The organism is Actinomadura sp. NPDC023710, assembly GCF_040639875.1.
GTDB classification, from domain to species: domain Bacteria; phylum Actinomycetota; class Actinomycetes; order Streptosporangiales; family Streptosporangiaceae; genus Spirillospora; species Spirillospora citrea.
The window spans coordinates 85,418-110,230 of sequence record NZ_JBFAGB010000021.1 but is presented as its reverse complement, the minus strand read 5'-3'; the positions used below and the strand labels follow the sequence as shown (position 1 = coordinate 110,230).

26 protein-coding genes are annotated in these 24,813 nt (G+C 75.9%); 11 read left to right on the top strand and 15 right to left on the bottom strand.

Going from position 1 to position 24,813, the window contains the following annotated elements; translation table 11 throughout:
- Window positions 1-8 precede the first annotated feature (8 nt).
- Window positions 9-632: a YigZ family protein gene (locus AB0H37_RS24345; protein ID WP_179835051.1), complete on the top strand. Its 624-nt coding sequence runs from the start codon at window positions 9-11 to the stop codon at window positions 630-632.
- A gap of 22 nt (window positions 633-654) precedes the next feature.
- Here the strand turns inward: AB0H37_RS24345 and AB0H37_RS24340 are convergent, their stop codons facing one another.
- The 3 genes from AB0H37_RS24340 to AB0H37_RS24330 all read right to left on the bottom strand — a co-directional run bounded on the left by AB0H37_RS24340 (window position 655) and on the right by AB0H37_RS24330 (window position 3,198).
- Window positions 655-1,446, bottom strand: a complete 792-nt coding sequence (locus AB0H37_RS24340) for an alpha/beta hydrolase (protein WP_360615353.1) — start codon at window positions 1,444-1,446, stop codon at window positions 655-657.
- Between the two features lie 94 nt (window positions 1,447-1,540).
- Window positions 1,541-2,851 carry a sigma-70 family RNA polymerase sigma factor gene (locus tag AB0H37_RS24335; protein WP_360615351.1) on the bottom strand — a complete coding sequence of 437 codons (1,311 nt, stop codon included), beginning with the start codon at window positions 2,849-2,851 and terminating at the stop codon, window positions 1,541-1,543.
- The gene (locus AB0H37_RS24330) at window positions 2,848-3,198 is read right to left on the bottom strand and encodes a YciI family protein (protein ID WP_179835048.1); all 351 of its coding nucleotides are present in this window, start codon (window positions 3,196-3,198) and stop codon (window positions 2,848-2,850) included. The genes AB0H37_RS24335 and AB0H37_RS24330 overlap by 4 nt, the downstream gene beginning before the upstream one ends.
- A 227-nt stretch (window positions 3,199-3,425) precedes the next feature.
- On the opposite strand from AB0H37_RS24330, the gene AB0H37_RS24325 reads away from it, so the two are divergent.
- The gene (locus AB0H37_RS24325) at window positions 3,426-4,190 is read left to right on the top strand and encodes a sulfite exporter TauE/SafE family protein (RefSeq protein WP_360615349.1); all 765 of its coding nucleotides are present in this window, start codon (window positions 3,426-3,428) and stop codon (window positions 4,188-4,190) included.
- Window positions 4,191-4,228: 38 nt separating this feature from the next.
- On the opposite strand, the gene AB0H37_RS24320 is transcribed toward AB0H37_RS24325, so the two are convergent.
- Window positions 4,229-5,200, bottom strand: coding sequence for a DJ-1/PfpI family protein (locus tag AB0H37_RS24320; RefSeq protein ID WP_360615347.1), 972 nt, complete (start codon window positions 5,198-5,200; stop codon window positions 4,229-4,231).
- A 7-nt stretch (window positions 5,201-5,207) separates the two neighbouring features.
- A complete protein-coding gene (locus AB0H37_RS24315) occupies window positions 5,208-5,801 on the bottom strand; it encodes an isochorismatase family protein (protein ID WP_360615345.1) in 594 nt (197 codons plus the stop codon).
- A gap of 181 nt (window positions 5,802-5,982) precedes the next feature.
- Here AB0H37_RS24315 and AB0H37_RS24310 point away from each other — a divergent pair, with 181 nt between their 5' ends.
- From AB0H37_RS24310 to AB0H37_RS24295, 4 genes are read left to right on the top strand one after another with little or no spacing between them, the layout of a single operon-like run.
- The gene (locus tag AB0H37_RS24310; protein WP_360615344.1) at window positions 5,983-7,302 is read left to right on the top strand and encodes a glutamate--cysteine ligase; all 1,320 of its coding nucleotides are present in this window, start codon (window positions 5,983-5,985) and stop codon (window positions 7,300-7,302) included.
- A gap of 13 nt (window positions 7,303-7,315) precedes the next feature.
- Complete coding sequence (locus AB0H37_RS24305) at window positions 7,316-8,512, top strand: iron-containing redox enzyme family protein (protein WP_360615342.1); 1,197 nt, start codon at window positions 7,316-7,318, stop codon at window positions 8,510-8,512.
- A 17-nt stretch (window positions 8,513-8,529) separates the two neighbouring features.
- The gene (locus tag AB0H37_RS24300) at window positions 8,530-9,231 is read left to right on the top strand and encodes a HemK2/MTQ2 family protein methyltransferase (RefSeq protein WP_329090517.1); all 702 of its coding nucleotides are present in this window, start codon (window positions 8,530-8,532) and stop codon (window positions 9,229-9,231) included.
- Window positions 9,206-9,430: a CDGSH iron-sulfur domain-containing protein gene (locus AB0H37_RS24295; RefSeq protein WP_360615340.1), complete on the top strand. Its 225-nt coding sequence runs from the start codon at window positions 9,206-9,208 to the stop codon at window positions 9,428-9,430. The genes AB0H37_RS24300 and AB0H37_RS24295 overlap by 26 nt, the downstream gene beginning before the upstream one ends.
- 67 nt (window positions 9,431-9,497) lie before the next feature.
- On the opposite strand, the gene AB0H37_RS24290 is transcribed toward AB0H37_RS24295, so the two are convergent.
- The 6 genes from AB0H37_RS24290 to AB0H37_RS24265 all read right to left on the bottom strand — a co-directional run bounded on the left by AB0H37_RS24290 (window position 9,498) and on the right by AB0H37_RS24265 (window position 14,769).
- A complete protein-coding gene (locus AB0H37_RS24290) occupies window positions 9,498-9,749 on the bottom strand; it encodes a hypothetical protein (RefSeq protein ID WP_179835040.1) in 252 nt (83 codons plus the stop codon).
- A gap of 97 nt (window positions 9,750-9,846) precedes the next feature.
- A complete protein-coding gene (locus AB0H37_RS24285; RefSeq protein ID WP_329090523.1) occupies window positions 9,847-10,923 on the bottom strand; it encodes an NAD-dependent epimerase/dehydratase family protein in 1,077 nt (358 codons plus the stop codon).
- A 159-nt stretch (window positions 10,924-11,082) separates the two neighbouring features.
- The gene (locus tag AB0H37_RS24280; RefSeq protein ID WP_179835038.1) at window positions 11,083-11,862 is read right to left on the bottom strand and encodes a methylated-DNA--[protein]-cysteine S-methyltransferase; all 780 of its coding nucleotides are present in this window, start codon (window positions 11,860-11,862) and stop codon (window positions 11,083-11,085) included.
- Entirely contained in the window at window positions 11,859-12,554 is a 696-nt protein-coding gene (locus AB0H37_RS24275) for an RNA polymerase sigma factor (RefSeq protein ID WP_360615337.1), read from the bottom strand. Before AB0H37_RS24275 ends, AB0H37_RS24280 begins: the two co-directional genes overlap by 4 nt.
- 68 nt (window positions 12,555-12,622) lie before the next feature.
- Window positions 12,623-13,288 carry a response regulator transcription factor gene (locus AB0H37_RS24270; protein ID WP_360615335.1) on the bottom strand — a complete coding sequence of 222 codons (666 nt, stop codon included), beginning with the start codon at window positions 13,286-13,288 and terminating at the stop codon, window positions 12,623-12,625.
- Window positions 13,285-14,769, bottom strand: coding sequence for a histidine kinase (locus AB0H37_RS24265; RefSeq protein WP_360615333.1), 1,485 nt, complete (start codon window positions 14,767-14,769; stop codon window positions 13,285-13,287). The genes AB0H37_RS24270 and AB0H37_RS24265 overlap by 4 nt, the downstream gene beginning before the upstream one ends.
- A 129-nt stretch (window positions 14,770-14,898) precedes the next feature.
- Between AB0H37_RS24265 and AB0H37_RS24260 the strand changes: the two genes are divergently transcribed.
- Both AB0H37_RS24260 and AB0H37_RS24255 read left to right on the top strand, forming a co-directional pair.
- Window positions 14,899-16,659 carry a histidine kinase gene (locus AB0H37_RS24260; protein ID WP_360615331.1) on the top strand — a complete coding sequence of 587 codons (1,761 nt, stop codon included), beginning with the start codon at window positions 14,899-14,901 and terminating at the stop codon, window positions 16,657-16,659.
- Complete coding sequence (locus tag AB0H37_RS24255) at window positions 16,656-17,315, top strand: response regulator transcription factor (RefSeq protein WP_360615329.1); 660 nt, start codon at window positions 16,656-16,658, stop codon at window positions 17,313-17,315. The genes AB0H37_RS24260 and AB0H37_RS24255 overlap by 4 nt, the downstream gene beginning before the upstream one ends.
- 22 nt (window positions 17,316-17,337) lie before the next feature.
- Here the strand turns inward: AB0H37_RS24255 and AB0H37_RS24250 are convergent, their stop codons facing one another.
- From AB0H37_RS24250 to AB0H37_RS24235, 4 genes are all read right to left on the bottom strand, one after another.
- The gene (locus AB0H37_RS24250; RefSeq protein ID WP_360615327.1) at window positions 17,338-18,162 is read right to left on the bottom strand and encodes an ABC transporter permease; all 825 of its coding nucleotides are present in this window, start codon (window positions 18,160-18,162) and stop codon (window positions 17,338-17,340) included.
- A 3-nt stretch (window positions 18,163-18,165) separates the two neighbouring features.
- Complete coding sequence (locus AB0H37_RS24245) at window positions 18,166-19,083, bottom strand: ATP-binding cassette domain-containing protein (RefSeq protein WP_360615325.1); 918 nt, start codon at window positions 19,081-19,083, stop codon at window positions 18,166-18,168.
- Window positions 19,084-19,293: 210 nt separating this feature from the next.
- Complete coding sequence (locus AB0H37_RS24240; RefSeq protein ID WP_329090531.1) at window positions 19,294-20,055, bottom strand: phosphatase PAP2 family protein; 762 nt, start codon at window positions 20,053-20,055, stop codon at window positions 19,294-19,296.
- Window positions 20,056-20,166: 111 nt separating this feature from the next.
- Window positions 20,167-20,847 carry a DedA family protein gene (locus tag AB0H37_RS24235; RefSeq protein WP_360615323.1) on the bottom strand — a complete coding sequence of 227 codons (681 nt, stop codon included), beginning with the start codon at window positions 20,845-20,847 and terminating at the stop codon, window positions 20,167-20,169.
- A 232-nt stretch (window positions 20,848-21,079) separates the two neighbouring features.
- Between AB0H37_RS24235 and AB0H37_RS24230 the strand changes: the two genes are divergently transcribed.
- The 3 genes from AB0H37_RS24230 to AB0H37_RS24220 all read left to right on the top strand — a co-directional run bounded on the left by AB0H37_RS24230 (window position 21,080) and on the right by AB0H37_RS24220 (window position 24,754).
- Window positions 21,080-21,718 carry an HAD-IB family phosphatase gene (locus AB0H37_RS24230; protein ID WP_179835031.1) on the top strand — a complete coding sequence of 213 codons (639 nt, stop codon included), beginning with the start codon at window positions 21,080-21,082 and terminating at the stop codon, window positions 21,716-21,718.
- Window positions 21,719-21,812: 94 nt separating this feature from the next.
- The gene (locus tag AB0H37_RS24225) at window positions 21,813-22,283 is read left to right on the top strand and encodes a helix-turn-helix transcriptional regulator (RefSeq protein WP_360615321.1); all 471 of its coding nucleotides are present in this window, start codon (window positions 21,813-21,815) and stop codon (window positions 22,281-22,283) included.
- Between the two features lie 80 nt (window positions 22,284-22,363).
- Window positions 22,364-24,754 (top strand): excinuclease ABC subunit UvrA, encoded by a 2,391-nt coding sequence (locus AB0H37_RS24220; protein WP_360615319.1) that lies wholly within the window; start codon window positions 22,364-22,366, stop codon window positions 24,752-24,754.
- The last annotated feature ends 59 nt before the right edge of the window (window positions 24,755-24,813 follow it).

The following is a 24,813-nucleotide window of genomic DNA, read 5'->3' as shown; positions in this document are numbered from 1 at the left end:
CGGACGCCATGCGCACGATCAGACGGGGCGGCTCGGTGGAGCTGGAGGTCCGCAGGTCCCGGTTCGTCTGCACGCTCGCCCGCGCCGCCGACGAGGCCGAGGCGGTCGCGTTCATCGCCGGGCACCGGCGGGCGCACCGCGACGCCACCCACAACTGCACCGCCTACGTCGTCGGCGAGCACGGCGAGATCACCAAGAGCAGCGACGACGGCGAGCCGGCCGGGACGGCGGGGATCCCGATGCTGGAGGTGCTGGTGCGGCGCGGGCTGACCGGCACCGCCGCGGTCGTCACCCGCCACTTCGGCGGGGTGAAGCTCGGCGCGGGCGGCCTGGTGCGCGCCTACGGGCAGGCGGTCTCCGGCGCCCTCGACGCCGTCGGCGTGGTGGAGCTGCGCCCGGTGGTGACGGTCACCGTCGGCGTGGACCACGCGCTGGCGGGGCGGTTCCTGGGCGATCTGCACGCCCGCGGCCACCAGCCCGGCGACGTCCGCTACGGGACGGGCGTGGAGGCCGACGTCGCGGTGCCCGTCCCGGAGCTGGAGGCGTTCGAGGCGTGGGCCGCGGAGGTCACCGCCGGACGGGCCCGGACGCGGCGCGGCGCGACCGGCCACATCGAGGTGCCCGTCCTCTGACCGGGCCCGCGCTCCGGACGGCTCAGCCGGTGAGGAACCCGGCCAGGGCGGGGGCGAGCGCGGCGGGGTCGACGTCGTGGGTCTGGCCGTCCAGGGTGCGGTGCGTCCCGGCGGGCAGGAGCGCGGCGGTGCGGCGGGCGATGTCGCGCATCCAGGCGGGGCTGTCGCCGCCGTCCAGCACCAGGGTCGGGACGGTGACGCCTGCGAGCAGGTCCTCCGGCAGCTCGGCGCCCGTGGCGGCGTCGTCCATGACGGCCGAGTCGTAGGCGAGGGTGGGCGCGAGCGCCTCCAGCGCGGGCCACATCGGCGCGCCCCGCATCTGGCGGACCATCTCCTCCGGCATCCCCACGGCGGTCATGAACAGCGCGAGGGCGTCCCCGCGGCGCCCGTCGGCCAGCATGCCGGTCAGCTCGGTGTTGTAGGCGCGGGCGCGGGTGAGGCGGTCGTCGTGGGCGGGGTTGAAGGGCGGCTCGAACAGCGCGAGCCCGGTGATGGGCAGGCCCTGCGCGGCGGCGCGCAGCGCCAGGACCGCGCCGGACGACATCCCGTACACCGCGGCGGACCCGCCGGCGGCCTCGATGACGGCGGCCAGGTCCTCGATCTCGCGCTCGACGGCGTAGGGCGGGGTGTCGCCGCTGTCGCCGCGTCCCCGGCGGTCGTAGGTGAGGACGGTGCGGTGCGGGGCCAGCAGCCCGGCGAGCGCGGCGCCGGAGCCGCGGTCGTTGAGGGCGCCGCCGACATGGATCAGGGCGGGTCCCTCACCGGTCCGGTCGATGGCGATGCGGGTGCCGTCCTTGGAGTGCGTGGTGTCCATGAAGGGTTCCTTCCCAGGTGGCCGGCTTTGTGCGGCCGTTCGTCCCACCGACGAACGCGCCGCGCCGCGACGGACACCTCCGCGCGAACGTTTTTCAGCCGGCCCCGTGCGGGGTGATCTCGGCGAGGCGGCGGGCGAGGTGGCGGCGCTCGGCGTCGTTGGCGACCAGGTCCAGCGCGGCGCGGTAGGCGGCGGCGGCCTCGGTGTCGCGGCCCATGCGGCGCAGCAGGTCGGCGCGGGTGGCGGGCAGCAGGTGATAGCCGTCCAGGGCGCCGGAGCGCTCCAGGTCCCCGACCAGTTCCAGGCCGGCGGCGGGGCCGTCGGCCATCGCGACCGCGACCGCCCGGTTCAGCCGCACCACCGGTGAGGGGACCAGCCCCGCGAGCAGCTCGTACAGCACGGCGATCTGGGGCCAGTCGGTGGCGGCGGCGTCGGGCGCGGTGGCGTGGCAGGCCGCGATGGCGGCCTGCACCTGGTAGGGGCCGGGCGGGGGACGGCCGGGCGCGGGGCGCAGGGCGTCCTCCAGCAGGGCGACGCCCTCGGCGATCTCGGCGGCGTCCCAGCGGGAGCGGTCCTGGTGCTCCAGGGTGACCAGCGCGCCGCCCGCGTCGGTGCGGGCGGCGGCGCGGGCGTCGTGCAGCAGCATCAGCGCCAGCAGGCCGCGCGCCTCGGGCTCGGCGGGCAGCAGCGAGGCCAGCAGCCGGGCGAGGCCGATCGCCTCCCCGCACAGCGCACGGCGCTGCAGCGCGCCGCCGCCGGTGGCGCCGTAGCCCTCGTTGAACAGCAGGTACAGCACGCCGAGGACGGCGGTGGTGCGTTCGGGCAGCAGGTCGGGCGGCGGGACGCGGTAGGGGATGCCCGCGTCGCGGATCTTGCGTTTGGCGCGGGTGATCCGTTTGGACATCGCGGGCTCCTCGACCAGGAACGCGCGGGCGATCTCGCCGGTGGTGAGGCCGGCGAGGGTGCGCAGGGTGAGGGCGACGCGGGCGTCGAGGCGCAGCGCGGGGTGGCAGCAGGTGAACATCAGCCGCAGCCGGTCGTCGCCGAAGGCGTCCGGTTCGGGCCGCGGGGGCGGTCCGGCGGTGCGGGCGGCCTGGGCGAGCTTGCGGGCACCGGCGGCGTCGCGGCGCAGCCGGTCCACGGCGCGGTTGCGGGCGGCGGTGGTCAGCCAGGCGCCGGGCCGGGCCGGGACGCCGTCGCGCGGCCAGCGTTCCAGCGCCGCGGCGAAGGCGTCCTGGGCGCACTCCTCGGCCAGGTCCCAGTCGCCGGTCACCCGGATCAGGGTGGCCACGACCTGGCCCCATTCGGCCCGGAAGGCCCGCGCGACGGCGTCGGCGGCGCCCGTCCGAGCGGTCGTGGGCGGCTGAGCGGTCGCAGGCGGCTGGGGCGAGGGGGCGGCGTTCACGTCGTCGCGGGGCCCGGTTCCTCGACCGGGCGGATCTCGATCTGGCCGAGGGCGGCCCACGGGTGGCGGGAGGCGATCTCGATGGCCTCCTGCAGCCCGCCGCACTCGATGAGGGAGAACCCGCCGATCTGGTCCTTGGTCTCGGCGAACGGGCCGTCGGTCAGCAGCACCTCGTCGCCGCGGACCTTGACGGTGGTGGCCTGGTCGCTGGGCGCGAGCCCGGCGCCGCCGCGGATGACGCCGCGCCGCGCCATCTCCTGCGACCAGCCGCCGCAGCCGGTGGCGGCGGCCTGCTCGGGATCGGTGCCGGCGGTCTCGTCGCTGCAGATCATCAGCACGTAGCGCACGGTTCCTCCGCTGACCGGGTGTCCGGGGGGACGGGTGCCCGTCCGCACAGCAGCATCCCAGACCCGTGGCGGCGCGCGGGCCGCCTTGATCGCGGCTCACCTGGTGACGGTGTTGACCGGCGGGCGGGAGCTCGCACAATGTCGAGGATGGGTACTCCACACCGGCTCGGGGCGTTCCGCGGAACGCCGCCGCGGGGCGAGGGGCCGCGCGCCGGGCGGCCGGGCCGGTGACGGGGCTGGAGCCGGGCGTTGCGGCGGGGCTGGTGCTGCTGGCGGTCGCGGCGGGCATCGGGATCACGGCGGTCGGGCCGGGCGGGGTGCTGGTCACCGCGGGGCTGTTCGCGCTGACGCCGCTGTCTCCGGCGCAGGTGGCGGGCACGGCGCTGGTCACCAACGTCGCGACGGGCGTGCTGGGCACGGTGGTGTACACGCGGTCGGGGCAGCTGCGCGAGCCGCCGACGCGGCGGACGGCGGTGCTGCTGTGCGGGGGCGCGGTCGCCGGGACGCCGGTGGGGGTGCTGCTGAACGGGCTGGTGACGGGCCGGGTGTTCGGTGTGCTGCTGGGAGCCCTGGTCGCGGTGACCGCGGTTCTGGTGCTCGCCCGGCGCCCGGGCGGGCGGGGGCCCGCGGTGGAGGGGCCAGGGTGGCCGGTGACGGCGGCGGTGGGTGCGGGGGTGGCGGCGGCGGGCGCGATGTTCGGGGTCGGGGGGCCGATGCTGTGCGTGCCGCTGCTGGTGGCGCTGGGGGTGCCGGTGCTGTCGGCGCTGGGGGCGGCGCAGGCCCAGTCGGTGGTGATCGCCGGTGCCGGGACGGTCGGGTACGTCGCGGCGGGCGCGGTGGACTGGCCGCTGGCGGCGCTGGTGGGCGTCCCGGAGCTGGCGGGGGTCCTGGCGGGGTGGGTGATCGCCCGGGCGGTGCCGGCGGCGGCGCTGAAGGGGGCGCTGGTGGTGAGCCTGCTGACGCTGGCTCCGTACGTGGCGCTGCGCGGCTGAGCCGCGGGCCGCTGGGTCCGGGTGGTCCGCTGGGGCGGTCAGGGGCGGGCGCGCAGGCGGCGCAGCATGCGGGCGTCGGTGAATCCGACGGCGCGGGCGGCGGTGTCGGTGGTGGCGCCCTGCCCGATGAGGTGCTCGGCGCGTTCCAGCCGCAGTTCCTGCTGGTAGCGCAGCGGGGTCAGGCCCGTGGCGGCGGTGAAGCGGCGGGTGAGGGTGCGTTCGCTGACGCCGGCCTCGGCGGCCAGGGTGTGCAGGGGAAGGGGGCGCGCGTAGCGGGCGTCGATGAGGTCCTGGGCGCGGTGGACGGCGTCGCTGACGTGGGCGCGGTGCCGCAGCAGGGCGCTGGCCTGGGGTTCGTCGCCGTTGCGGCGCGCGTACACGACCATGGTGCGGGCGATGCGGGCGGCGGCGCCGGGTCCGTGCCGGGAGGCGACCAGGTGCAGGGCGAGATCGATGCCGGAGGCGATGCCGGCGGAGGTGATGACGCGGCCGTCGGTGACGTACAGCACGTCGCGCACGACGGTGGCGCGGGGGTGGCGGCGGGCGAGGGCGTCCTGGATCTCGTGATGGGTGGTGCAGCGGCGTCCGTCCAGGAGCCCGGCGTGGGCGAGGGCGAACGCTCCGGCGCAGACGCTGGCGACGGTGCCGCCCGCGGCGTGGTGGCCGGCCAGGCGGCGGGCGGTGTGGGCGGAGACGGGCGGGGCGTGGGGATCGCGGCCGCCCCAGCGCCATCCGGGGACCAGGACGATGTCGCCTGCGGTGAGGGTGGGCCAGGCGGCGGGCGCCTGGAGGGGCACGCCCTGCGCGGTGGGCACGGCCACCGGCGCGGGTGCAGGCGCGGCGTGGTGAGGGGGCGTGGTTTCCTGTGGGTCCCCGGGTTCGGGGTGGTCGGCGACGTAGGCGAGCCGGTAGGGCAGGCCGGCGTCGGCGGCGGTGCCGAACACCTGGGCGGGCCCGGCCAGGTCGAGCAGGTGCAGGCCGGGGACGAGCAGGAAGACGACGCGGATCACGATCCGGTCAGCCTACCGGGGCGGGCGCGAGATCGTCGAGCGAGGCGATCGCGGCGAACCGCCCGGCCAGGGCGTACTCGGTGCGGGCGATGATCTGGTCGGTGGGCAGGGTGGCGGGGTCGGCGAGGATCTCGGCCAGGGCGCGGCCGGGCGGGGCGTCGCGGTGCTCGATGGGGAAGGTGGCGGTGGCGTCGGTGACGAAGGTGACGCGGTAGCCGAGGTCGGCGGCCAGGCGGGCGGTGGTCTCGCAGCACTGCTCGGTCTGGATGCCGCAGACCGCGACCTCGCCCACGCCGCGTTCGGTGAGCAGTTGCTGCAGGCCGGTGGTGGTGAAGGCGTTGCGGGAGGTCTTGGTCATGACGGGCTCGCCGGCCTCGGGGGCCAGGCCGTCCATGAGGCGCACGTGGCCGAGCGCGGGGTCGAAGGCGCCCCCCGAGCCCGGTTCGGCGTGCAGGATCCACACGACCAGGTCGCCGGCGGCGCGGGCGGCGGCGGCCAGGCGCGCGGCGCGGGCGGCGATGTCGGGCGCCGAGACCGCCTCCCAGTTGGGGCGGCGGCGGAAGGACTCTTGGACGTCGATGACGAGGAGCGCTCGGTTCATGAGGTCGATCCTGGCCGGGCGCGGCGGCGGCGGACAGGCACCATCGCGGCGGGACGCGGAACGATCCGGTCACTGCGGCGGAAGGAGACGGCGTAAAGGATCTCGGGCGGGGGAGGGAGGGGACGTTCTGGGCGGGAATCCCCCGAGGTGAGGGGGTCTGTACGAGTGAGGGGGACTCGGCATGGGCGGAGGCGTTGGGGGGCACGCGCCGGGCGTCAGTCTCGGGGTGGAGGAGGAGTTCCTGCTGGTGGACGCGGTGTCGGGGGAGTGCGTCGCGCACGCCGAGGACGTCCTGGAAAGGGCCGGTCCGCACCGGTGGCGGGCGTCGGGTGGATCGTTCCACACCGAGTTGCTGGGCTCGCAGGTGGAGGCGGTGACCGGGGTGTGCCACGACCTGGCGGGCCTGCGCGCGCAGTTGCGGTACGGGCGGGCGCGGCTGGCGGAGGCCGCGCGGGAGGGCGGCGCGCTGCTGGTGGCGTCGGGGACGCCGGTGCTGGGCGGGAGCCGGCCGCCGGCGGCGCGGGGCGAGCGGTTCGCCGCGATCGTGTCCGCCTACGGCGACGTGGTCGAGGACTACCAGGCGTGCGGGTGCCATGTGCACGTCGGCGTCCAGGACCGGGAGTCGGCGGTGGCGGTGGTGAACCATCTGCGGCCGTGGCTGCCGGTACTGGTGGCGCTGGCGGCCAACTCGCCGTTCGACCGCGGGCGCCCCACCCGCTACGCGGCGCGCCGGATGATGGAGATGGCGCGGTTCCCGGGGGCGGGCGTGCCGCCGTGGTCGGTGTCGGCGGCCCACTACGACGCGCGGGTCGCGGCGCTGGTGGAGTCGGGCGCGCTGGTGGACGGGGCGATGACGTTCTGGCTGGCGCGGCCGTCGCCGCGGTGGCCGACGGTGGAGGTGCGGGCCGGGGACGCCGCGGCGACCGCGGACGAGGCTGTGCTGCAGGCCGCGCTGGTGCGGGGCCTGGTCGGCGCCGCGCTGGCGGACCTGGCGGCGGGCCGGGAGGCGCCGCGGGCGGACGGGCAGGTGTGCGCGGCGGCGCTGTGGAACGCGGCCCGGCACGGTCTGGACGGCGCGATGGTGGACCCGGTGTCGGGGCGGGCCGTCCCGGCGTGGCGGCTGGTGGACGCCCTGGTCGCCCGCGCGGCCCCGGCCCTGGAGGAGGCCGGTGACCTGGACGCCGTGTTCACGCTGGTGGAGGGCGTGCGCCGCGCGGGGACGGGCGCGGACCGGCAGCGCCGCGCGGCGCGGCGGGGCGGTCCGCGCGCGGTGGTGGACATGCTGGTCCGGGTGACCGAGTCCGGCGGCCTGGCCGCGGCCGCGGGACCGGACAACGGGACCGACGGCGCGACGGGCGGGGATGCGGGCGGGGCGGGAGGGCCGTGGGGCGGCCCCCCGGTCCCCGCCGAGGGGACCGGGGGGCCGTCCGGTGCGACGCCAGGGGATAAACCGGGCGTATGGGACGCGGGTGAGCGGGTACCGGAGCCGGACGCCCCTTGACGACGGAGGAGATATGACCGTTCACCAGGACCGACCGCCCTCTCGCGGTCCCGAGCCCGGCCTCGCGCCGGGCTCCGCGTCCGGCCACGGATCCGGACCGGCGCTCGGTCCCGTGCGGGCGCGCGCGGACCGGGCCCCGGTGCTTCCGGCGCCGCGCGGGCCGCTGTCGCGGGCCGTGGCGGCCGTCCTGGCCTCGGGTCCGCGCCCGGGCCCCCTCCACGACGACCCGCCGGGGATCCCCGAGATCGCCGGACTGGTCGCCGAGGCGCGGTCCTGCGACCCCTACGGGGAGGATCTGCAGCTGGCGCTGCACACCTGCTACGAGCTGCACTACCAGGGGTTCGCGGGCGTGGACCCGGACTGGGAGTGGGATCCGGGGCTGCTGCGGCTGCGCGGGGCGATGGAGGCGGTGTTCCTGGCGGCGCTGCGCCGCGACGCGGGGCGCGCGGGCGGCCCGGAGGCGGCCCGGGACGTGCAGGGGGCGCTTGAGGAGCTGCTGGTCGAGCCGGTGGACGCGCGCGGCGTCTCCCACCATCTGCGCGACGAGGGCACCTGGGGGCAGATGCGCGAGTACGCGGCGCTGCGGTCGGTGTACCACCTGAAGGAGGCCGACCCGCACGCGTGGGTGATCCCGCGGCTGCGGGGGCGGGCCAAGGCGGCGCTGGTGGCGGTGGAGAACGACGAGTTCGGCGGCGGCCGTGCGGAGATGACGCACCAGGGCCTGTACGCCGATCTGCTGGACGACCTGGGGCTGGACCCGTCCTACGGCGCGTACGTGGACGCGGCGCCGGCGGTGATGCTGGCGACGGTGAACATGATGTCGCTGTTCGGGTTGCACCGCTCGCTGCGGGCCGCCCTGGTGGGGCATTTCGCCGCGGCGGAGATCACCACGGCGCCGTCGGCGGGGCGGATGGCGCGGGCGCTGGAGCGGCTGGGCGCCGGCCCGCGCGCCCTGCTGTTCCACACCGAGCACATCGAGGCCGACGCCGTCCACGAGCAGGTGCTGCGCCACGAGGTGATCGGCGGGCTGCTGGCGGCCGAGCCGGGCCTGGCCGGGGACGTGGTGCTGGGCGTGCGCGCGACGGGCCTGCTGGAGGACCGGCTGGGCGACCACCTGCTGGGGTGCTGGCGGGCGGGCCGCTCGGCGCTGCGGCGCCCGCTCGCCGAGGCGACGAGCGACGCGCGGGCGGCCGCGCCGGTGGCCGGATGATCGGGGGAGGGCGGGCGATGCTGCTGTTCAGGCCGCCGGGCGTGTACCGGCCGCAGGCCGACACCTCGCTGCTGACGCGGGCGCTGCTGGCGTCGCTGGCGCGGGCGGGGGCACCGCCGGGGGCGCGGGTCCTGGAGCTCGGCACCGGGACGGGCGCGGTGGCGCTGGCCGCGGCGCGGGCCGGCTGCGAGGTCGTCGCGGTGGACGCCTCGGCGCAGGCGGTGCTGGCGGCGCGGGTGAACGCGCGGATGCGGGGGCTGCCGGTGCGGGTGCTGCGCGGGGACATGTTCATGCCCGTCGACGGACAGGAGTTCGACGTGATCGTCGCCAACCCCCCGTACGTGGCCGGTGACGTCGACCCGGCGTCGGCGCGGGGCCGGGCGCGGGCGTGGGAGGCGGGCCTGGACGGCCGGGTGCTGCTGGACCGCATCTGCGCGCAGGCCCCCCGGCATCTGTCGCCGTCGGGGACGCTGCTGGTGGTGCATTCGGCGCTGAACGGGGTCGCGGCCACGCTGGTGGGGCTGCGCCGCGCGGGGATGCGGGCGTCGGTGGTGGCGCGGCACCGCGAGCCGTTCGGTCCGGTGATGCGGCGCCGCGCGGACGGGCTTCGGGCGCGCGGCCTGCTGATGGACGGGCAGCGGCACGAGGACCTGGTCGTGGTGCGCGCCGACCGGATCGGGGAGGAGGCGAGCGATGAACGCGACCGGTGGGCCGCCTGAGGCCCCGGGCGGGCGGGAGCGGCGGCGGGTGCGGATCGTGCCGGGCGGCCCGGTGCTGGTGGAGGGCCCGGTGGAGGTCGTGCTGGAGGACGGGTCGACGGCGGTGTCGGACCGGTGGCTCGTCGCGCTGTGCGCGTGCCGCCGCAGCCGCACGTACCCGTTCTGCGACACCAGTCACCGCCGGCGCCGCCGCGACTGACCCCCGGCCGATCCGAACACGGCCGATCCCGCCGCGGCCGGGCTCCCGGGCGCCGCCTTGCGGCGGGTCAGCCGCCGAGGCTGTCCAGGGCCGTGTCCAGCCGCTGGGCGAGGGCCTCGATCTGCTCCTCGTTGGCGCCGGTGTCGAGCTCGGCGATGACGGCGTCCCGCGTGGTGATCACCATCGCGTCCTCGGAGCCCTCGCCGCGGCTCGGGTCGGCCGGGACGACGGCGGCGCGGCCCTCGACGACGACGAGCGCGGCGCCGCGGTCGGGGGAGGCCAGCAGGGTGTGCAGGTGCTCGGCTGTGATCGTCGGCATCGGGTGACCTCCGGATCGGTTGGTCGGCGGATCGGTGTCCGGCCGTCGAGCCGGACCGTGCCGCCGGTCCTGGTGCGTACAGGCGTGGTGGGCGTGGTCAGGGTCTGCGGCCGACGCCGGTGGCGAACTCGTGGCCGCGCAGCCGCCCGCCGGCGTCGGGGGCCAGCGGCGGGGTGTCGCGGCCGGCGCCGGTGCGCAGCCCTTCCAGGAACTCGGTGATCGCTTCGCGGGCGGTGTGCCGGGGCGTCCAGCCGAGCTCGTCGCGGGCCCGGGCGGTGTCCATGAGCGGGATCTGCAGGGCCAGGTCCAGCAGGGCGGGGGAGGCGGGCACCAGGTGCAGGCTCCAGGCGGCGGCGAGCGCGGCACGCACGCCCCGCGCGGGCAGCCGCACGGTCCGGGCGCCGAGCAGGTCGGCGAGTTCGGCGGCGTCCAGGGCGGGGTCGGCGGCGAGGTTGAACGCGCCGCGGGCCCGGCCGGTGGCGGCGAGCCGGAACGCCTGCCCGGCGTCGGCGGAGTGCAGGACCTGCAGCCGCAGGCCGGGCAGGTCCGGAACGACCGGGATGAGGTCGGGGCGGGCGAGGCGTCCGGGCAGCAGCGGCCCGGCGAACAGGCGGCGCTGCTCGCTGGCGCTCTGCCGTTCGAAGATGAACCCGGGCCGCAGCCGCACGACGCGGCAGGCCGGGTTGGCGCTCTCGAAGGCGTCCAGGAGCCGTTCGACGTAGGCCTTCTCGCGGCTGTAGGCGGCCTCGGGCCACCCGTGGGTGGGCCAGGACTCGTCGACCGCGCGGTCCTTGGGGCCGGGGGAGTAGGCCCCGACGGAGGAGGAGTACACCAGCGCGGGCACGCCCGCGCGGGCGGCGGCGTCGAACACCCGGGCGCTGCCGACGGCGTTGGAGTCCCAGGTGACCGCGGGCCGGTGGGTGGGCTGGAACAGCCACGCCAGGTGGATGACGACGTCGGCGCCGCGCATCAGCGGGACCAGGTCGGTGTCGGTGACGTCGGCCTCGGCCCAGCGCAGCTTGCCGGTCCCGCCGGGGTCGGCCTCGCGGGCGGCTCCGGGGCCGGGCTCGCGGCGGGCCAGTCCGGTGATCTCGGTGACGGCCGGGTCGTCGGCGAGCGCGCGGACGGTGCTGGTCCCGATGTTGCCCGTGGCGCCGGTGACGACGACGCGCATGGCGGTCTCCCCCCTCGTCGGCGGTTCGCCCGCGGGATCGTCCCCGCAGGTGGACGGCCCCATTCCCGTCCCGCGCCGATGTATGCCCTCCGCCGCGCCACCCGCCGCCGGGGCAGAGGCAGCCCGGGCGGGGGCACGCGGGGGGCAGGCGGGCAGGTGTCAGGCGGGGAGGGCGTCGCCGGGGCGGCAGTGCAGGCACGGCCGGTACCCGGCGGCCCGCGCGGCGGCCAGGTCCCGGAACCCGTGCCGGTGACCGGGGGTGATCCGGCGCGCGTCCGCGCAGGTCGGGTAGCACACGATCCCGGTGGTGTCGGAGCCCACCAGCCGCACGCCGCGCCGCGCCAGCTCGGTCACCTCCTCGACGTCGACGTCCTCGGCGCGCAGCAGCCGTTCCTTGGCGCCGGCGCCGAACACGTAGTCGCCCAGGGCGCCGTCCGAGCGGGTCACGCGGTGGCAGGGGATCAGCAGCGGGACGGGGTTGCGGCCCAGCGCCGACCCGACGGCGCGGACGGCCTTGGGCCGTCCGGCGTGCCGGGCCACCCACGCGTAGGGGCGGGTCTGCCCGCGCGGGATCTGCGCGGCGGCGCGCAGCACGGCGGCCTCGAAGTCGCTGAGGCCGCGCAGGTCCAGGCGCAGCGGGCCGAGCCGGCCGGTGCGCAGGGCGGGCAGCAGCCCGGCCGGGGGACGGTCGGCGGGCAGCAGCGGCCGCGCGAAGCGGGCGCGGAACGCCGCGGCGAACTCCCGATCGTCCATGCCGGCGCGCAGGTAGGCGACGCCGTGGTCGGTGAAGGCGACCTGCAGGCCCTCCAGGGGGCCGGGGACGTGGAGGCGGCGGGCGGCGATGCGGTCCAGCAGGGCCGGGGGCGCGTCGGCGGCCAGCTCCGCCAGTTCTCCGGCCAGCGGGTCGGGTGTGCCGCCGGCGGGGTCGGTGCGGTTCATCGATGGCCCCCTTTCTGCTCGGGGTCGGGCGCGGAGCGGACGGGTTCGGCGGTGCCGGGTGCGGTGCCCGGTGCGGTGCGCAGGGCGCGCAGGCGGGCCAGGCCGCGGGAGATGTGGGACTTGACGGTGCCCTCGGGCAGGTCCAGGACGGCCGCGATCTCGGCGACGGGCAGGTCGGTGACGTGCCGCAGCACGACCGCGGCGCGCTGCTGGTGGGGGAGGAGGTCCAGCAGGCCGGCCAGTTCGCGGCCGGTCTCGTGGCGGGCGGCGGCGTCCTCGACGCCCTCGCCCGGGTCGGGCGGGTCGGGGGCGTCCTCGATGGGGCCCGTCGCCGGGCGCCGGGCGGCCGAGCGCAGGCTGTTGCGCCACACGTTGGTCAGGATCGTCAGCAGCCAGGCCCGCGGCCGCAGCCCGGCGATGCGTTGCGCCTCGTAGCCGGTCAGCGCGCGGTAGGCGCGCAGGAACGCCTCCGCGGACAGGTCCTCGGCCTCGGCCCACCGCCCGCACAGCCGCAGCGCGGTGGAGAACACCGCACCCCGGTACGCCTCGTACAGGGCCGCGAAGCCCTCGTCGAGGTCGCGGGCGAGGGCGGCGGCGACCCGCGCCCCGGCGGTGTCGCCCACCGGGCCGCCCCTGTCGTCGCCCGCGGCGGCGCCGGGGGCGTGGCTGAGAGCTTCGTCCGTAACCGTCACATCCGTTCAACACCGCCGTGACCGGCCCGGTTGCGGCCCGCGGTCGGCCGTTTCGGCGGGCCGGGCGGTCAGCCGAGCCAGCCGGGGCGGATCATCCCCGTCTCGTAGGCCAGCACCACCAGCTGCGCCCGGTCGCGGGCGCCGAGTTTGGCCAGGATACGGCTGACGTGGGTCTTGGCGGTGGCGGGCGACAGCACCAGGCGCCCGGCGATCTCCTCGTTGGACAGGCCCGCCGCGACCAGGTGCAGCACCTCGCGTTCCCGGTCGGTGAGCGCGTTGAGCTCGGCGGCGGGCGGCGGCGCGGTGATCCGGGAGGCGAACTCGGCGATGAGCCGCCGCGTCACCGTGGGCGCCAGCAGCGCGTCGCCGCGCGCCACCACCCGCACCCCGTGGATCAGCTCGGTCGGCTCGGTGTCCTTGACCAGGAACCCGCTGGCCCCGGCCTTGATCGCGCCGTAGACGTAGTCGTCCAGATCGAACGTCGTCAAGATCACCACGCGGACGTCGGCCAGCCGGGAGTCGGCGATGATCCGCCGGGTGGCCTCCAGCCCGTCCAGGACGGGCATGCGGATGTCCATCAGCACCACGTCGGGCCGCGCCTCGCGGGCCCGCGCGACGGCCTGCTCCCCGTCCCCTGCCTCGGCGACGATCTCGATGTCGTCCTCGCCCTCCAGGATCGACCGGAACCCCGCCCGGACCAGTGTCTGGTCGTCGGCCAGCATCACCCGGATCACGCGTTCTCCTCCATCTCGCCCAGCCCGCTCATCTTCTCGCCCACAGTGCCCGGTTCGGCGGCGTCCAGCGGCAGCCGCGCCCACACCCGGAACCCGCCCCCCGGGCCCGGCCCGGCGGTCAGCTCCCCGCCGACCGACACCGCCCGCTCGCGCATGCCCCGCAGCCCGTTGCCGCCCCCCGCGCCGGCACCGTGCCCGCTGTTCTCGCCGCGCGCGGGGTGCTCGGGGTGCTCGGGGCCGGGCGGGTGCGTGGCGGGGCCGTCGCCGTCGTCGTCCACCCGGACGATCACCTCGCCTTGGAACACCCGCACCTCGACCGCGACCGCGGCGGCCCCCGAATGCCGGACCGCGTTGGTCAGCGCCTCCTGCACGATCCGGTACCCGGCCAGCCCGACCGGGGCCGGCAGGTCGCTCAGCGCCGCCGTCCCCGGCGAGCCGGGCTCGGGCAGGTCACCGGCGCGGCGGACCGCCAGCCCGGCCGCGGCGGTCTGGTCCAGCAGCTCACCGACCCGCGCCAGCGACGGGGGCGGCGCCACCGGCCCCTGCGCCGCCCCGGGCCCGTCCGGCCCCTCGGCGTCGACCTGCCGCAGCACGCCCAGGATCCCGCGCAGCTCCCGCAGGGTCTCCTTGCTCGCCGCCTTGATCGCCTCCAGTGCCGTGTAGGCGCGGCCGGGGTCGTCGCGGCGGTGCAGCGCCGCCCCCGCCTGCACGTTGATCAGCGAGATCTGGTGGGCGAGGACGTCGTGCAGCTCGCGGGCGATGCGCAGCCGCTCGGCGACCGCGCGGCGCCGCGCCTCGGCCTCGCGGTCGCGTTCGGCCGCGGCGGCGCGCCGCTCGGCGGCCTCGGCGAGTGCGCGGCGGCTGCGCACGTACTGCCCGATCGCCACCGTGATCAGCAGCCCCAGCGACAGCGACGCCACGCCGCGGGCGTCGGTGACCGCGTCGGGGTCGTCGCCCTTGCCGCGCGCCGACGCCGCCGCCAGGAAACCGGCGTTGACGACGATGACCGCGCCCAGCGACACCGCCAGCCGGCACTCCACCGCCGCGTTGAACAGCGCCAGCCACAGCACGATCGCGACGGGCCCGTCGGGGTACCCCAGCGGGTAGTACAGCGGCGGCACCGCCACGGCGACCACCAGGACCGCCACCGGGTGGCGGCGCCGCCACGCCAGCGCGACCGCCGCCACGATGATCAGCGCCAGGCCGCCCGGCCACAGGGAGCGGTCCCCGGGCTTGACCGCCGCCTCGCTCATCGTGACCGTCACCACCAGGACCGCCGCCGCCAGCAGCGCGTCGGCCGCCCGCCCCCGCGGCCACCACGCCCCGCCCGGCACCCTGCTCCCGATCCGGCCCGCGATCCCGGCCACCGCCCCGGCCCGGCGGGTGTGCCGCTGCGCGGGCTGCGCGGCCCCGGCCGTGCCCCGGGCGGGCTCGTCCCGGCCGGGCGCGCCGGGCCGGGGGCGGGGCGGGGTCGCTGTCACGCGCCAACCGTAGTTCAGCCCCGTCCCGCCCCGCGCCCCATCGAAGATCATTCCGGTGCGGGGGCGACCGGCCGCGCCCCTGACTTTCGTCAGTAACGGCCCAGTTCACCGGCCAGTAGCGTGGGGTCCGTGAACGACTCCGCGGCCCCCGGTCTCACGACGCCCGCGCCGCCCCTGACGTCCCGGGCGCGGGCGCTGGTTCGCCGGCCGTCCCGCGCCGCGCTGGTCAAGGACGTCCTGCTGTACGGGGTCCTGGCGTTCCCGATCGTGGCCGGCATGATCTCCCCGCCGCAGCCCGTGCGGACGTCGTGGTGGCTGCAGGCGGCCGGCCTCGGCGTGCTGGCCGCCGCGATCGCGGCGGGGCGCGCCTGGCCCGCCCCGGCGCTTCTCACCGTGATCGCACTGACCCTCGTCCACGGCAACTTCGTGTTCGCCATGCCCGTCCTGTCCTACCTGGCGGGCCTGCGCAGCACCCGCGCGCAGCCGCTGCTGTGGGGCTTCACCGGGGTGTTCGTCGGCGGGGCGCTGCTGTCGGCGATCCGCGGCACGGAGGTCACCGCCTGGTTCCCCTCCACCGTCTGGCTCGTCCTGCTCGGCGTCCTGCCCTGGCTGGTGGGCCGCTACTGGCGCCAGTACCAGGAACTGCTGCGCGCCGGCTGGGAACGCGCCGAACGCCTGGAACACCAGCAGCGCATCGTCGCCGAACGCGAACGGCTCCGCGAGCGCGCCCGCATCGCCCAGGACATGCACGACTCCCTGGGCCACGAGCTGGCCCTGATCGCCGTGCGCGCCGGGGCGCTGGAGGTCGCACCGGGACTGCACGACCGGCACCGGGCCGCGGCCGCCGAGCTGCGCACCGGCGCCGCCGACGCCACCGACCACCTCCGCGAGATCATCGGCCTCCTGCGCGACGACCCCGCCGACGACCCCGCCGACGCGGAGGCCGGGGGACAGGCCCCGGCGCCGCCGCCGGCGCGGCCCGCGCGCGAAAGCATCCCCGACCTGGTCGACCGCGCCCGCGCCTCCGGCGTCCCCGTCCGCCTCACCGGCGGCGGCCAGGCCCACGCGGGGCTCGCGCCGATGGCCGCGCTGACCGCGCACCGCGTCGTGCAGGAGGCCATCACCAACGCCGCCAAGCACGCCCCGGGCGCCGCCGTCACCGTCGCCCTCGCCCGGACCGGCACCGGCGGGACCACCGTCACGATCATCAACGACCCTCCGCCCGACGGGCCGCCGCTGCTGCCCTCCGGCGGCCGCGGCCTGACCGGCCTCACCGACCGCGTCCGCCTGCTGGGCGGGACCCTGCACGCCGCGCCCACCCCGGACGGCGGCTTCCGCGTCACCGCCGACCTCCCCGCCGACCCGCCCGCCCGCGACCCGGCCACCGGCCCGGCCCAGGCCAGACCGACCGCGCGGGACGCGCTGCGCACCGCCCTCGGCCTCACCCCCGCGGCGGGGGAGTGGCCCTCCGAATCGGCCCGGCACCTGGCCCGCGAGCGCCGCCAGGTCCGCCGCGGCCTGATCACCGCGATCGCCGCCCCCACCGCCCTCATGGCGATCCTCGGCGCGATCATGGCCGGCTACTACGTCTTCGTCACCCTCAACTCCGTCCTGCAGCCCGCCGACTACGGGGCACTGGCCGTCGGCGACCCGCAGCACCGCGTCGAGCAGACCCTGCCGCCCATGCAGACCCCCGACACCGGCACCGTCCGCGCCGCCGTCCCCGAACCCGCCGGCGCCGACTGCCGCTACTACCGGCCCGACGCCAACGTGCTCGGCGTCGGCCGCATCTACCGGCTGTGCTTCGCCGGCGGCCGCCTCATCGCCAAGAACACCTACGACACCCACCTGCTGAGCGCCCAGCGCACCCACGACCAGGAGGACCAGTGATCCGGGCCCTGCTCGCCGACGACGAGGCGATGATCCGCGCGGGCGTGCGCGCCATCCTGACCGCCGACCCCGGCATCGAGGTCGTCGCCGAGGCCGGCGACGGACGCGAGGCCGTCGACCTGACGCTGCGGCACCGCCCCGCGGTCGCCCTGCTGGACATCCGCATGCCGCGCCTGGACGGCCTGGCCGCCGCCGCCGAACTGCGGCGCCTCGCCCCCGCCACCGGCGTCGTCATGCTCACCACCTTCGGCGAGGACGAGTACATCGCCCGCGCCCTGGCCGGCGGCGCCAGCGGCTTCCTGCTCAAGTCCGGCGACCCCCGCGAACTGATCGCCGGGGTCCGCGCCGTCGCCGGCGGCGCCGCCTATCTGTCCCCGAAGGTCGCCCACCGCGTCATCACCCAGATCGGCGGCGGACGCCTGGACGGCCGCACCCGCGCCCGCCGCCGCATCGCCGCGCTCACCCCCCGCGAGCGCGAGGTCCTGGCGCTGCTCGGCGCCGGCCTGTCCAACGCCGGGATCGCCCGGCGGCTGCACATCGTCGAGGGCACCGTGAAGGCCTACGTCAGCGCGATCCTGACCCGCCTGGACGTCCGCAACCGCGTGCAGGCCGCCGTGCTGGCCTACCAGGCCGGCCTCGTCGACGACCCCGACTGACCCCGGCCGACCCCGGTGCGCGTCAGGCGTCGCGGCGGCGCAGCACCACCACGCCGCCGCACAGCACCGCCGCCGTCCACGCCACCAGGATCGCCAGCCCCACCGCCTGCGGGTAGGGGCCGTCCCCGGACATGAAGAACCGGCCGGCGCTGCTGGGCATCGAATCCGACATTCGCCGCGCCACCCCCGACTCGTCCCCGCCGCCCAGCAGCATCGGCACCACCAACAAGAACAGGAACGCCGTCGTCAGCGACGCCGCCGTGCTGCGCAGCATCGCCCCGACCGACAGCACCAGCACGCTCACCAGCGCCAGGTACACCCCGGACTGCAGCGCGTCGGCCGCGAACTCCCCAGCCCGCAGCCGCCCCCACCGCCCGAGAACCGGATCGGCGACCACGGTCCCCGCCACGTTCAGCGCGACACCCAGCGGGAACGCCACCGCCGCGACCACCACCGCCTTGGCCCCCAGCATCCGGCCCCGCGGCGGCACCCACTGCAGCGTCGCCCGGATGCTGCCCGTCGCGTACTCCCCGGTGATCACCAGGATCGCCAGGGCCAGCACCACGAACTGGACCATGTCCAGCGCACCGACCGCCACGCCGCTGGCCGACACCACCCCCATGTCGTCATCGGGCAGCGCGTTGGTGTTGTTGGACACCGTCGAGGACGCCAACGTGAACGCCATCACCACCATCAGCGCCACCGCCGACCCCAGCCCCCACCAGGTGGACCGCACCGACCACAGCTTCGTCCACTCCGCGGCGACCGCGCCGCGCCACCCGCCGCCCGAACCGCCGGCCGCCCGGGCGCCGCGTCCCGTGCCCCTCCGCACTACCGTCACCGCCATCGCTCAGACCCCCGTCCCCGCCGTGGCGCCGTACTCCACGCTCGCGCCCGTCAACTCCATGTACGCCTCCTCCAGGGACGCTTGCACCGCGCCCAGCTCCAGCACCGGCACCCCCGCCTCGAACGCGATCAGCCCGACGCGTTCCACGGCCAGCCCCGCCACCCGCAACTCCTCCCCGCCGGCGTGCCGCACCTGCCCGCCCGCGGCCGCCAGCCGCTCCGCCAGCACCTGCGCGCGCGGGCTGCGGACGCGCACCGCGTTCCCGGGCCCCGCCGCGATCACCTCGGCCATCGGCGCGTCCGCCAGCAGCCGGCCCTTCCCGATCACCGCCAGGTGGTCCGCCGTCAGCTGCATCTCGCTCATCAGGTGCGACGACACGAACACCGTCCGGCCCTGCGCCGCCAGCGACCGCATCAACCGCCGCACCCACACGACCCCGTCCGGATCCAGCCCGTTGACCGGCTCGTCGAACATCAGCACCCCCGGATCGCCCAGCAGCGCGCCCGCGATCCCCAGCCGCTGCCGCATCCCCAGCGAGAACGTCCCCGCCCGCCGGCCCGTGACCGCCTCCAGCCCCACCATCGCCAGGACCTCCTCCACCCGGCCCCGCGCGATGCCGTTGCTGCGCGCCATCGCCAGCAGATGCGCCCGCGCCGACCGCCCCGGATGCACCGCGCCCGCGTCCAGCAGCGCCCCCACCTCCCGCAGCGGATGCCGCATCTCCCCGTACCGGCGGCCCCCGACCAGCGCCTCGCCCGCGCTCGGACGGTCCAGGCCCACCACCATCCGCATCGTGGTGGACTTCCCGGCGCCGTTGGGGCCGAGGAACCCCGTCACCTTCCCCGCCGCCACCTCCAGCGACAGCCCGTCCACCGCCGCCCTCTCCCCGAACCGCTTCGTCAGGCCCCGCAACGTGATCATCAAGGTCCTCCCAGTCCAGCCGTCCCGAACGACGCTAGACAGCGGGGGAGGACCCGCACACCGACCGGACGCCACCCTCCACCCCCGACTTTCGTCAGGAACCCGGCATCCACCCGACCCGGCAACGGCGCATGCGAACGGGCCGCCCCGGGCGGCGCCGAAGCACCACCCGAGACGGCCCGTGAAACCCTTCCCCGCCCCGACGACCGGCTAGCGGAGCGGACCCCGACGCGGCGGCACGCCGCCCATCACGTCCGGCATCGTCACCGACGCGTCGTCCACCGGGGCGACCGCACCCGCCATCGGCGCCATCGCGGCCCGCGGCCGCGGCGACCCCAGCGGCACCTCGAGACCAGGGCCCCGCGCCGCCGACGGACCCGCCCCCAGCAGCACCGCACCCGCCGTCACGCCCCGCAGCGCCTCCACCAGCGGCCGCGCCGCCAGCACCAGCACCAGCGCCGCCGCCGGCGCCACCACCACGCCCACCAGGAACCCCGCCGCCACATCATGCGGGTAGTGCACGCCCACGAACACCCGCGAGAACGCCATCAGCGCCGCCAGCGGCAGCACCAGCGGCGCCATCGCCCGCCACGCCACCACGATCGCCGCCGCCGACGCCGCCGCGATCGTCGCGTGGTTGCTCGGGAACGACCAGTCGCCCTGCGCCGGGCACGCCGCGATGTGCACCGCACCCGCCACCGCGCGGCACGGCCGCTCCTCCTGGATGAAGCTCTTGGACACCTCGCTCACCAGATACGCCGACACCACCGCGAACGGCGCCGCCAGCGCCAGCCCCATCGCCCGCGCCTCCAGGCCCCGGGCCCGCCACCAGCCCACCACGAACAGCACCGCGAACAGCAGCAGCCCCGCGTCGGTGCCCACGTCCGCCGCCTCATGCACCCACGAGGGCGTGCCCTGCGCGAACTCGGTGATCTCCCGGTACAGATCGGCGCTGAAATCCGGCGCTCCCATGCTCTCCCTCACGCTCGCAGCGGCCCCGTGCCCGTCATCTGTCAGACACCGAAAAACCCGCTGATGTTCACCTACCGGCCACAGGAGGACAACCCTTTCACCTTAGGGGGATCACTCGCCGGGCATTGGCCCCACTCGTGCGGCCGGCCTCCGCCCGCCCAGCCCCGGCTCCGACCGCTCCGGCCCGGCGTCCACGGCCCCGCGCCGCCGCCGCGCGAACCGCACGGCCTCCACCGCCCCCGTCACCCCCAAGGCCAACCCGAGCCCGACCGCCACGCCCTTCAGCGGATCGTCCTCGAACGCCACCCCGCCCACATACCCCAGCAACGCCCCGTACAAGGCCCACGACACCGCCGCCACCGCCGCGAACAGCGAGAACGACCGCAGCCGGTACCCGACCGCCCCCATCGTCAACGTCACCGCCGTCCGCCCGCCCGGCACGTACCGCGCCACCACCAGGATCATCCCGCCCCGCTCCGCCATCGTCCGCCGCGCCCACCCGAACGCCGCATGCCGCCGCGTCCCCGGCCGCGCCCCCCGCACCAGCCGCCCACCCGCCCGGCGCCCCACCAGGTACGACACATGGTCACCCAGGAACGCGCCCGCCGCCGCCAGCACCACCACCGGCGCCAACTCCGGCTGCCCCGACGCCGCGTACACCCCCGCAGTGATCACCATGCTCTCGCTCGGCACCACCGGGAAGAACCCGTCGATCGCCGCCACCGCGAACAGCACCAGATAGAACCACGGCGACGTCACCGCCGTGTCCACCACGCCCATGAGTCCGTCCATGGGCACGACGCTAAGGAAGCACCACCACCCGGCGGATCCCGCGTAAGACCCCGTTCACCCCCGACTTTCGGCAGAGGAGCAGCCCGCCCCCTCAAGAACCAAGGACGACCCCGCCCTCACCACAAAGAACGACCCCCACCCCACGCGACCTCCCACCCGACCACGCCCGGCAACGACCACGCCCGGAAAACGATTCGCGTCCCGGCGCCGCCTCCACCACACTTCACACCCTGTGGGACACCTGCACATCTTCGACATGGACGGCACCCTGCTGACCGGCACCACCGCCAACCTCGAAATCGCCCGCCACCTCGGCACCCTCCCCGAACTGCACGACCTCGAAGCCCGCTTCGCCGCCGGCACCCTCGACACCCGCGGCTTCTCCACCGAGATCCACCGCCTGTGGCGCCACCTCACCCCCGCCCTCGTCGCCACCGCCTACCGCGCCGCCACCTGGCTCACCCGCATCACCGACGTCTGCGCCGACATCCGCGCCCGCGGCGAACACTCCGCCGTCATCACCATGTCGCCCGACTTCTTCGCCCACCACCTCCTCGACCACGGCTTCGACGACGTCGTCGCCTCCCGCTTCCCCCCGATGCCCTTCACCGGCACCCTCGACCCCACCGGAATCCTCACCCCCGACGACAAGGTCCGCATCACCGACGACCTCCTCGCCCGCCACCGCCTCACCACCGACCAGTGCACCGCCTACGGCGACTCCATGTCCGACGCCCCCCTGTTCCGCCACCTCACCAACACCGTCGCCGTCAACGCCGACCACCACCTCGCCGGCATCGCCGCCCTCGACTACCGCGGCACCGACCTCCACGCCGCCTACACCCTCGCCCGCACCCTCCGCCCCGCCTGACCACCCCCGCAAGCCCGCTGACCTGGGGGAGCGGGGCGACCAGACCCGGCCCCGGCGCACGCCCCACCCCGCCCCCCATGGCACGATCACCCACGTGACCAGCACACCCGCCGACCCCCACCACCTGCGCGACCTCGCGCTGCTGCGCCGCGTCCGCGACCGCATCGACCGCGAGTACGCCCAGCCCCTGGACGTCGAGGCACTGGCACGCGGCGCGAACATCTCGGCCGGCCACCTCAGCCGCCAGTTCCGCCAGGCCTACGGAGAATCGCCCTACGCCTACCTGATGACACGCCGCATCGAACGAGCGATGGCCCTGCTGCGCCGCGGCGACCTCAGCGTCACCGACGTGTGCTTCGCCGTCGGCTGCTCCTCCCTGGGCACCTTCACCACCCGATTCACCGAACTCGTCGGCATGCCCCCCGGCGCCTACCGCCGCCAAGCAGCCGACGCCGGACCCACCTCCTCCGGCACCGCCGCCGGCGTACCGTCCTGCCTGGAAAAACAGGTCACCAGACCGATCAGAAATCGAGAAGCCCCCACCGCGCCCCCGCCCCTAACCTGACACCCATCAGCACCACACCCGCACCACCGATCGGGTAGACAGGTGCCACCGCCACGCCCCACACAGGGAGACACGACACGATGAGCATGGCCACGAGCACGGACGCACACCCGCCCGCGCCCCACGCCGCCGACAGCCACGACCTGATCCGCGTGCACGGCGCACGCGTGAACAACCTCAAGGACGTCGACGTCACGCTCCCCAAGCGCCGCCTCACCGTGTTCACCGGCGTCTCCGGCTCCGGCAAGAGCTCCCTGGTCTTCGGCACCATCGCCGCCGAATCCCAACGCATGATCAACGAGACCTACAGCGCCTTCATCCAGGGCTTCATGCCCACCCTCGCCCGCCCCGACGTCGACGTCCTCGAAGGCCTCACCACCGCCATCATCGTCGACCAGCAGCGCATGGGCGGCGACACCCGCTCCACCGTCGGCACCGCCACCGACGCCAACGCCATGCTCCGCATCCTGTTCAGCCGCCTCGGCGAACCCCGCATCGGCTCACCCCAGGCCTTCTCCTTCAACGTCGCCTCCATCAGCGGCGCCGGCGCCGTCGCCTTCGAACGCGCCGGCAAGACCGTCAAAGAACGCCGCAGCTTCAGCGTCACCGGCGGCATGTGCCCCCACTGCGAAGGCACCGGCTCCACCAACGACTTCGACCTGACCGCCCTCTACGACGACACCCTCTCCCTCAACCAGGGCGCCCTCACCGTCCCCGGCCACAGCATGGACGGCTGGTACGGCCGCATCTTCCGCGGCTGCGGCTTCTTCGACCCCGACAAGCCCATCCGCGACTACACCCCCACCGAACTCCACGACCTCCTCCACAAGGAACCCACCAAGGTCAAGGTCGAAGGCGTCAACGTCACCTACGAAGGCCTCATCCCCAAGATCCAAAAATCGGTCCTCACCAAGGACCGCGCCTCGATGCAACCCCACATCCGCGCCTTCGTCGACCGCGCCGTCACCTCCGCCCCCTGCCCCGACTGCGACGGCACCCGCCTCAGCGACACCGCCCGCTCATCGAAGATCAACGGCATCAGCATCGCCGACGCCTGCGCCATGCAGATCAGCGACCTGGCCACCTGGGTCCGCGCCCTCGACGAACCCTCCGTCGCCCCACTCCTCAAAGCCCTCGGCGACACCCTCGACTCCTTCGTCGAGATCGGCCTCGGCTACCTCTCCCTCGACCGCCCCTCCGGCACCCTGTCCGGCGGCGAGGCACAACGCACCAAGATGATCCGCCACCTCGGCTCATCCCTCACCGACGTCACCTACGTCTTCGACGAACCCACCATGGGCCTGCACCCCCACGACGTCCAGCGCATGAACGACCTCCTCCTGCGCCTGCGCGACAAGGGCAACACCGTCCTGGTCGTCGAACACGAACCCGAGACCATCGCCATCGCCGACCACATCGTCGACCTCGGCCCCGCCGCAGGCACCGCGGGCGGCACCATCTGCTTCGAAGGCACCGTCGACGGCCTGCGCACCAGCGGCACCATCACCGGCCGCCACTACGACGACCGCACCCCCCTCAAGACCGACCTCCGAACCCCCACCGGCACCCTGCAGATCCGCGGCGCCAACACCCACAACCTCCACGACGTCGACGTCGACATCCCCCTCGGAGTCCTCGTCGCCGTCACCGGCGTCGCCGGCTCCGGCAAGAGCTCCCTCATCCACAGCTCCATCCCCAAAGGCGCCGGCGTCGTCTCCATCGACCAAAGCCCCATCCGCGGCTCACGACGCAGCAACCCCGCCACCTACACCGGACTCCTCGACCCCATCCGCAAGGCCTTCGCCAAAGCCAACGGCGTCAAACCCGGCCTGTTCAGCGCCAACTCCGAAGGCGCATGCCCCAACTGCAACGGCGCAGGCGTCATCTACACCGACCTCGCCATGATGGCCGGCGTCGCCACCACCTGCGAGGAATGCGAAGGCCGACGCTTCCAAGCCGACGTCCTCGACTACACCCTCGGCGGCAAGAACATCAGCGACGTCCTCACCATGCCCGTCGACCAAGCCGAACAGTTCTTCGCCACCGGCGACGCCCGCACCCCCGCCGCCCACCGCATCCTGCGCCGCCTCGCCGACGTCGGCCTCGGCTACCTCACCCTCGGCCAACCCCTCACCACCCTGTCCGGCGGCGAACGCCAACGCCTCAAACTCGCCACCCACATGGCCGAGGACGGCGGCGTCTACGTCCTCGACGAACCCACCGCCGGCCTCCACCTCGCCGACGTCGAACACCTCCTCGGCCTCCTCGACCGCCTCGTCGACTCCGGCAAATCCGTCATCGTCATCGAACACCACCAGGCCGTCATGGCCCACGCCGACTGGATCATCGACCTCGGCCCCGGCGCCGGCCACGACGGAGGCCGCATCGTCTTCGAAGGCACCCCCGCCGACCTCGCCGCCGCCCGCTCCACCCTCACCGGCCAACACCTCGCCGCCTACATCGAAAACTGACCCCCGCACACCACGGCCGCGCAGGAACACCACCCCTGCGCGGCCGACTCACGCACCCC